This window comes from Umezakia ovalisporum Ak1311, from assembly GCF_029891685.1.
GTDB classification, from domain to species: Bacteria; Cyanobacteriota; Cyanobacteriia; order Cyanobacteriales; family Nostocaceae; genus Umezakia; species Umezakia ovalisporum.
The window spans coordinates 22,340-29,942 of the sequence record NZ_JANQDJ010000024.1 but is presented as its reverse complement, the minus strand read 5'-3'; the positions used below and the strand labels follow the sequence as shown (position 1 = coordinate 29,942).

General features: G+C 42.4%; 6 protein-coding genes. 5 read left to right on the top strand and 1 reads right to left on the bottom strand.

The window, feature by feature from the left end; genetic code table 11:
• Nucleotides 1-20: 20 nt before the first annotated feature.
• Nucleotides 21-122 carry a DUF4351 domain-containing protein gene (locus tag NWP25_RS03565; RefSeq protein WP_280686783.1) on the top strand — a complete coding sequence of 34 codons (102 nt, stop codon included), beginning with the start codon at nt 21-23 and terminating at the stop codon, nt 120-122.
• 1,325 nt (nt 123-1,447) lie between these two features.
• Complete coding sequence (locus NWP25_RS03560) at nt 1,448-1,936, top strand: orange carotenoid protein N-terminal domain-containing protein (protein ID WP_280650830.1); 489 nt, start codon at nt 1,448-1,450, stop codon at nt 1,934-1,936.
• 94 nt (nt 1,937-2,030) lie between these two features.
• On the opposite strand, the gene NWP25_RS03555 is transcribed toward NWP25_RS03560, so the two are convergent.
• Complete coding sequence (locus tag NWP25_RS03555; RefSeq protein WP_280650831.1) at nt 2,031-2,525, bottom strand: pentapeptide repeat-containing protein; 495 nt, start codon at nt 2,523-2,525, stop codon at nt 2,031-2,033.
• A gap of 169 nt (nt 2,526-2,694) precedes the next feature.
• Here NWP25_RS03555 and gcvT point away from each other — a divergent pair, with 169 nt between their 5' ends.
• The 3 genes from gcvT to gcvP all read left to right on the top strand — a co-directional run bounded on the left by gcvT (nt 2,695) and on the right by gcvP (nt 7,475).
• On the top strand, nt 2,695-3,831 hold the full coding sequence (gene gcvT, locus NWP25_RS03550) for a glycine cleavage system aminomethyltransferase GcvT (protein WP_280650832.1): 1,137 nt from the start codon (nt 2,695-2,697) through the stop codon (nt 3,829-3,831).
• Between the two features lie 101 nt (nt 3,832-3,932).
• A complete protein-coding gene (gcvH, locus tag NWP25_RS03545; protein WP_280650833.1) occupies nt 3,933-4,337 on the top strand; it encodes a glycine cleavage system protein GcvH in 405 nt (134 codons plus the stop codon).
• Between the two features lie 276 nt (nt 4,338-4,613).
• The gene (gcvP, locus tag NWP25_RS03540; RefSeq protein ID WP_280698880.1) at nt 4,614-7,475 is read left to right on the top strand and encodes an aminomethyl-transferring glycine dehydrogenase; all 2,862 of its coding nucleotides are present in this window, start codon (nt 4,614-4,616) and stop codon (nt 7,473-7,475) included.
• Nucleotides 7,476-7,603: the final 128 nt, after the last annotated feature.

The following is a 7,603-nucleotide window of genomic DNA, read 5'->3' as shown; positions in this document are numbered from 1 at the left end:
ACGATACAGTAAAACAGCAAATTCAAATGCTATCAGTAGAGCAACTGGAAAGTTTAGCAGAAGAATTACTAGATTTTAGGGATATACAAGAGTTACAAACTTGGTTACAACAGCTTTCTTAATGTAGGGAGGGTTGACTGTACCCAGGGGCGATGGACCTTAAGAGAGTCAGGGAATAAATTAAGAGTCTCATATTTTGGTCTTGAAAATGAACCATCTGAGCAACCTAGGGAGAGTAGACTGGTTTCCAATTAAATAGACAAACCTATACACTTATAGGCAAACCCATAAATATATTTACGTTGAAACCTCACGAGTTTGCACAGAAGATTGGGGTGTCAGTCAAGACATTGAAACGATGGGATTAATTTGGGAAACTCCCTGCTAAAACAAAATTGTCAGGACATGGTTTCTATACTAAAGATGACTTATTAATAGCCCAAGGATTGAAAGCTATTGAATCAAAACGAAAAGTAATAGTTTATTGTCGGGTATCATGTAGTGGGCAAAAACCGCAACTAAAAAATCAAATATCTGCAATGGAAATTTTTTGCTTAAATAGGGGATTATCTGTTGATGATTGGGTATCATAAATTGGCGGAGGTTTAAATTTTAAAAGAAAAAATTTCTGTCAATAATGATGTCCATGTTAAGGGGCAAAATTTCAATAATTGTTGTGGCTCATAAGGATAGAATGTGCCGATTTGCTTTTGATTTTATATTCCCACTCGCTGGGGACAGTAATTGAATGGAAACAAACATTCATCCTCGGAGGATGGAGAAGGATCCTGTTTGATGCTAAAGGGGGAGCAAGGGGTTAGAAACCCCTGTCTCAAAGCTAAAGTCAGATAAATCTGACTGGAAAATCATCTATTTGATTATCTTCAGAAGATGTGATGGTGTAAGGGCTGGTGTTAAAGGCTGTGGCTTTGCGTTTAAAGACCCTGTTTAATGCTGACCAAAGATGGGGCGAAAGTCTCGTCTGAGGCACTCCCCTGCGAGTACATAAGCCCAGCTTTCAGGCGAAGCCAAAACTGAGTAGTTCAGGGAGACAGCCTTTTTACCACTCCCTGGGGACATTAATTGAATGGAAATAAAGATATTATACCGTATCTTGCCTAGGACAGGATGTTTAGTTTTTTGAGGGTCGTAATGACCAACAATTTGCTGGAGAAAAAAAAGGCGCGACTAATTAGGGTAAAAAATGTAGAGAGGGGGAACCATCCCTTTTTGAGAAAACCAAAAGTCGAGTAAGCAGCAATAACCAATAACCGAGGGTGGTATATCTTCCTCTTTGTAATTTAGGGAATATCTTTTTAAAGTTGTTTGATCTCGCTGTGGGAGAACAGCCATCTTGTTGTAAGAGGGGTTGTACTTTTGCTTTAATTTTCGCGGTAACATAGTGTGGGGTGTTATGTTTGATATTCAATCAGTCGTATTTAGAACAATGCGACTGTTTTTTTATGTAATAACCGATAGGTTAGCAGTGCTGGGGCTACTTTATAGCGAAATGCTGGAGCAACTCACTGCTGATATAGTGGATGCTTTGCCAACACAAAAACCAGCGGAGTTAGTAGCACAAGTTCAACAAGTTTCCCCTGAAGAACAACTATGTGCCTTGGGTGATTTGCTACTTGCCACTAAAACTGACGAAGATGAAATTATGCTTAGTCCACATCCCACCAAAGCCATGGTAGAAGTTGCTCAAGGGGGAATCATAATTGCCACAGGTGAGTATGGCGCAATGCAACCTGAAGGGAAACTGGCTTTCTGGTTTTTATTAGGGGAAACATTGGGAACTACAATAATTGATTTTCCCCATGACTATATTCTGTCTGAACCTACCACGGAAGTATTTAGTTTCGTGAAATCATTGGATATGAATGATTTAGCATCCTGTTTAAAAAAGGTGCTATGGTTACGGATTGTCTGGTAAGTGTGAACATTGGCTGGGAAAAAAGGTAGAGACGCTCCATGGAACGTCTCTACTTGGGTGAGAAGTTTTGCAGTGAGGTTTTGTGATCTACTTTTTATTTACATTGCAAAGACTCGCGAGTATCAACACCAGTCTGAGGATTTACCCCAATAGCTTGAGCGCAAAGTTTTTTAATCTCTGCTTTATCTAAAATTGCATTGGTAAAATCAGCCCCGGTGATGTCAACATTATTAAACACAGAACGTAACATCATGGCATTTGTAAGTATTGCATCAGTGAAATCTGTATTTTGAAATGTTGTTAAATAGGCTATACCATTGGTAAAATCTACACCATGGAGGTTCACACCCTCTAACCGAGAGCCGTTAAACACCCCGCCACGGAAATCGGCATCACTAAAATTAGTATTCTGTAAAATTACATTGGTAAACTCAGATCGCACTAAACTTTTACCAGAGTAATCTTGAACCGGAACTTCTTCAATGACAGAACGGGTGACGTTGGAAGAACTAGCAGCCTGGGCTGATGGGGGAAACAAAAACAGAACTGTAGCTAAAACACAGCTGACGAGTAGTTGCCAATACTTCATAATCTTTTGTTAACAAATCTCAACAATTCCACTATTCATTATTAAACCTTAGTCAAACTCCAACTGTTGTGATTTGGGCGGAGATTTGTTGATGCTGTAAATACACGAGCCTGTCAAACTATCAACCATCTCGTAGGATATATATTGACGTGCGATGGTAAAATTACCTGTGGCTAATCAAGAACAGATCACCCAATCCCCGGAACGAACTCCTTTATATCAAATAGGTGCAGAGCTTAAAGCTCGCTTTACCAGCTTTGGCGGTTGGGAAATGCCTGTGCAATTTGCTGGCATTAGCCGCGAACATGAAGCTGTCAGAAATGCTGCCGGGATGTTTGATATTTCCCATATGGGCAAATTTACCCTCCAAGGTAAACACCTGATTGACCAAGTTCAGGGTTTAGTGCCTTCAGACTTGAATCGGTTGCAACCAGGTCAAGGGCAATACACTGTATTATTAAATCACCAAGGAGGAATTATTGATGATATCATTATCTATTACCAGGGTGAAGATGCCACTGGTTTACAAAGGGCTGTGATGATTGTGAATGCGGCAACCACGGCTAAGGATAAAGCATGGCTATTGCAACAGCTTGACTGCAATCAGGTGCAAGTCGAAGATTTGTCCAAGGCAAAAGTTTTAATTGCCGTGCAAGGGCCAGAAGCGATTAAGTATCTCCAGCCCTTGGTACAGGAAAACTTACAACTCATTAAAGCCTTTGGTCATGTCCCAGCCACAGTACTGGAAAAACCCGCCTTTATTGCGCGCACAGGTTACACAGGGGAAGATGGCTTTGAGGTGATGTTAGATCCAGATGTGGGAGTGGAATTGTGGCGAGAACTTTTTTCAGCTGGGGTTACCCCTTGTGGACTTGGTGCTAGAGATACCCTGCGATTAGAAGCAGCAATGGCACTTTATGGGCAAGATATTGACGACACCACCACTCCTATAGAGGCTGGTTTGAGTTGGCTGGTTCATCTCGATACCAAAGGTGATTTTATCGGTGGAGAAGTTCTAGCACAGCAAAAAGCTAATGGAGTGCAGAAGCGATTAATAGGCTTACAAATGCTAGGGCGTTATATTGCCCGTCATGGCTACCCAGTTTTATCAGATGGTGAAGTTGTGGGAGAAATTACCAGTGGAACTTTATCGCCTACACTTGGCTATCCCATAGCCTTAGCTTGGGTTCCCAGTTACTTAGCAAAAGTTGCCGAACAGCTAGAGGTAGAAATCCGTGGCAAAGCTTACCCGGCTATTGTAGTTAAACGTCCTTTTTATCGCTCAAAAAATCGTCTCACCATCTGATAATGTGTTTTGAGTTACTCTATCTAAACTGTGGTTTATTATCGACCATAAGTTAGATAAATTTGCGGCGCTAACTATTTTGAGAGCAAAGGAAAAGTGATATGTCTTTTGAATATCCGCAGGATTTTAGATACCTGGATACTCATGAATACGTGCGACTAGATGGTGAAATCGGCACTATTGGCATTACTGAATTTGCCGTAGACCAATTGGGTGATATAGTGTTTTTGGAACTACCAGACGTTGGAGACATTGTTACCAAAGGAAAACGTTTTGGCACAGTTGAATCCGCGAAAGCAGTTGAAGAGCTAAATTCACCAGTAACAGGCACAGTCATAGAAATCAATGAAGCTTTACTTGAATCTCCCGATAATTTGGAAGACGACCCCTATTGGGAACATTGGTTGATAAAAGTACGTGTCGATGACCACGATGAAGTGCTGGATGCTATGACGGCGGATGAGTATTGCCTGTTGGTACAAGGAGAGAGGAATGAGGGGGAATAATTCTTAGTTGGCTCCCCCTGAGTCTTCATTTTAGGCCGCTTGACAATGGACGTATGTAGAGACGTTGTATGAAATGTCTCTACCACCTTTGTTTAACACGGATATTTGAATGGGGTGGATGTTTGGTGGGTAATCAGATTTAGTTGAGTTAATTACTAACCGTCCGTAACCCCATGCTTGTTAGGAGTATTTGTTGCAAAATATGAAATAGTTACTTTTGGAGTTCAACGTGTGGTGTATTCCGCTCCTGGTCATAAATCAAGCGAGCAAGAAACGATGAGTCAAAACAGTCCAAAGTCTAGTAATTTCCCACAAAGACACATTGGCCCTAACTTTGATGATATCCAGCAAATGCTTGAGGTTTTGGGTTTTTCCCATCTGGATTCACTCATCGACAAAACAGTACCCCAGTCTATCCGGCTAAAAACAAAGCTTCAGTTACCAGAAGCCCAAAGTGAATATGCAGCACTGGCAAAATTAAAGGAAATTGCTGCTAAAAATCACATCTGCCGTTCGTACATCGGTATGGGATATTATGACTGCATCACCCCCCCAGTGATTCAGCGCAATATCTTAGAAAACCCTGGTTGGTATACAGCTTATACACCTTATCAGCCGGAAATTGCCCAAGGACGCTTAGAAGCGCTGCTGAATTTCCAAACTATGATTATAGACCTTACAGGTTTAGAAATTGCCAATGCTTCATTACTTGATGAAGCTACAGCAGCAGCAGAAGCCATGAGTATGAGCTATGGTGTGTGCAAAAATAAGGCAATGGCTTATTTTGTGTCTCATGATTGCCATCCCCAAACTATCAATGTGTTACAAACCAGGGCGAAGCCTTTGGGGATTAAGATCGTTGTTGGGGGTCATGGGACTTTTGATTTTGCTGAACCGATTTTTGGGGCAATTCTGCAATATCCCGCCAGTGATGGCGCGATATACGACTACCGCGCTTTTATTGAAAAAGCTCATGCTCAGGGTGCATTGGTGACGGTAGCAGCAGACCCGTTAAGCTTGACTTTACTAACACCACCTGGAGAGTTTGGTGCTGATATTGCCATAGGCAGTACTCAACGCTTCGGTATTCCTTTGGGGTTTGGGGGACCTCACGCTGCCTATTTTGCCACAAAGGAAGAATATAAGCGGCAAGTTCCAGGGCGAATTGTTGGAGTATCAAAAGATGCTCATGGTCGGTCAGCATTACGTCTGGCTTTACAAACTCGCGAACAGCATATCCGCAGGGAAAAAGCTACTAGTAATATCTGTACAGCACAAGTGTTACTGGCAGTAATGGCGAGTATGTACGCGGTATATCATGGTTCTGATGGTATCAGGAAAATTGCTGAAACTATTCACCAGTTAACTGTAACTTTAGCAGAGGGACTGAAAAGACTCGGTTACAGTATTAGTTCTGAACATTTCTTCGATACGCTGCGAGTAGAATTAGGTACAAACTCTCTCCCAGGAATTTTAGAAGGTTGCCAAGGGCGAAATATTAACCTCCGGATTTTTGATACCACATCTGTGGGCATTTCCCTAGACGAAACCACCACACCAGAAGATTTAATTGACCTGTGGCAAATTTTCGCCCTCAGAGATAACCTACCATTCACCAGAGAAGAATTAATTTCTTGCTCATCTTCTCACCTCCCCTTTCCCCGCACTAGCAGTTATCTTACCCATCCTGTTTTTAACCGCCATCATTCAGAAACTAAATTGTTGCGTTATCTCCATCAGCTAGAAACCAAGGATTTATCTTTAACTACATCCATGATTCCTTTAGGTTCATGCACAATGAAGTTGAATGCAACAGCTGAGATGATTCCTGTTACTTGGGAGCAATTTGGCAAAATCCATCCATTTGCACCACTGTGGCAAACACAGGGTTATCAAATTCTGTTTGAGCAACTAGAAGGGTGGTTAGCTGAAATTACGGGATTTGCAGCAATTTCTCTCCAGCCTAACGCGGGTTCTCAGGGGGAATACGCAGGACTATTAGTGATTCGTGAATATCATGAAAGTCGTGGGGAAAGACAGCGCAACATCTGTTTGATTCCCTCCTCAGCCCATGGTACTAACCCAGCCAGTGCGGTAATGTGCGGGATGAAAGTAATTGCAGTTGCTTGTGATTCCCAAGGTAACATTGACCTGAATGATTTGAAAACCAAAGCAGAAAAGCATCAGTCGGAACTGGCTGCTTTAATGGTGACTTATCCTTCAACTCATGGTGTGTTTGAAGAAACAATTCAGGAAATATGCGCCCTCGTCCATAGCTACGGTGGACAAGTTTACATGGATGGGGCAAATATGAATGCCCAGGTAGGTATTTGCCGTCCTGGAGATATTGGCGCAGATGTCTGTCATTTAAATCTGCACAAAACTTTTTGTATTCCCCATGGAGGCGGTGGCCCTGGTATGGGACCTATTGGTGTCGCTGGCCATCTTGTTCCATTTCTACCAGGACACCCAGTTGTATCCACAACTGAGCAATGTCAAATTGGTGCCGTGTCAGCTGCTCCTTGGGGTAGTGCTAGCATCTTGGTAATTTCTTGGATGTACATTGCCATGATGGGTGCTGATGGTTTGACTGAGGCAACTAAGGTAGCAATTCTCAACGCTAACTACATTGCCCATAGGCTCAGTTCTTATTACCCAGTTTTGTATAAAGGGAAAAATGATTTAGTTGCCCATGAATGTATTTTAGATTTACGATCGCTGAAAAAATCTGCGAGTATCGAGGTGGATGATATTGCCAAGCGACTAATTGACTATGGTTTCCATGCCCCCACCGTCTCTTGGCCCGTGGCGGGTACAATCATGGTAGAACCCACAGAAAGTGAATCCAAAGAAGAAATAGATCGTTTCTGTGATGCATTGATTGGCATTCGTGGAGAAATCTCTGCCATTGAAGCAGGTAAAATGGATGTTGAGGATAATATTTTAAAGAATGCCCCCCACACTGCCCAAAACCTGATTGCAGAAGATTGGAATCATTCCTATACTCGTACACAGGCAGCTTACCCTGCACCTTGGACCCGTACACATAAATTCTGGCCTAGTGTGGGTAGAGTTGATGCGGGTTTTGGCGATCGCAACTTTGTTTGTTCTTGTTTACCTATGGAAGCCTATAGCTAACTTCAGCATACTGTTTTAGTTGGCCACGGCAGTAGGGTGTGTTATGGATATTAGTCCCAGGGCAGCAACATCAAAAATGATGCGTTGGGTTCAGGGACAACACACCCTACCAGAAAGGATCTAATCAA

Coding starts and splice junctions, on each gene's coding strand:
- gcvP (WP_280698880.1), top strand. CDS start 4,614: ATGAGTCAAAACAGTCCAAAGTCTAGTAATTTCCCACAAAGACACATT.
- NWP25_RS03555 (WP_280650831.1), bottom strand. CDS start 2,525: ATGAAGTATTGGCAACTACTCGTCAGCTGTGTTTTAGCTACAGTTCTG.
- gcvH (WP_280650833.1), top strand. CDS start 3,933: ATGTCTTTTGAATATCCGCAGGATTTTAGATACCTGGATACTCATGAA.
- NWP25_RS03560 (WP_280650830.1), top strand. CDS start 1,448: ATGCGACTGTTTTTTTATGTAATAACCGATAGGTTAGCAGTGCTGGGG.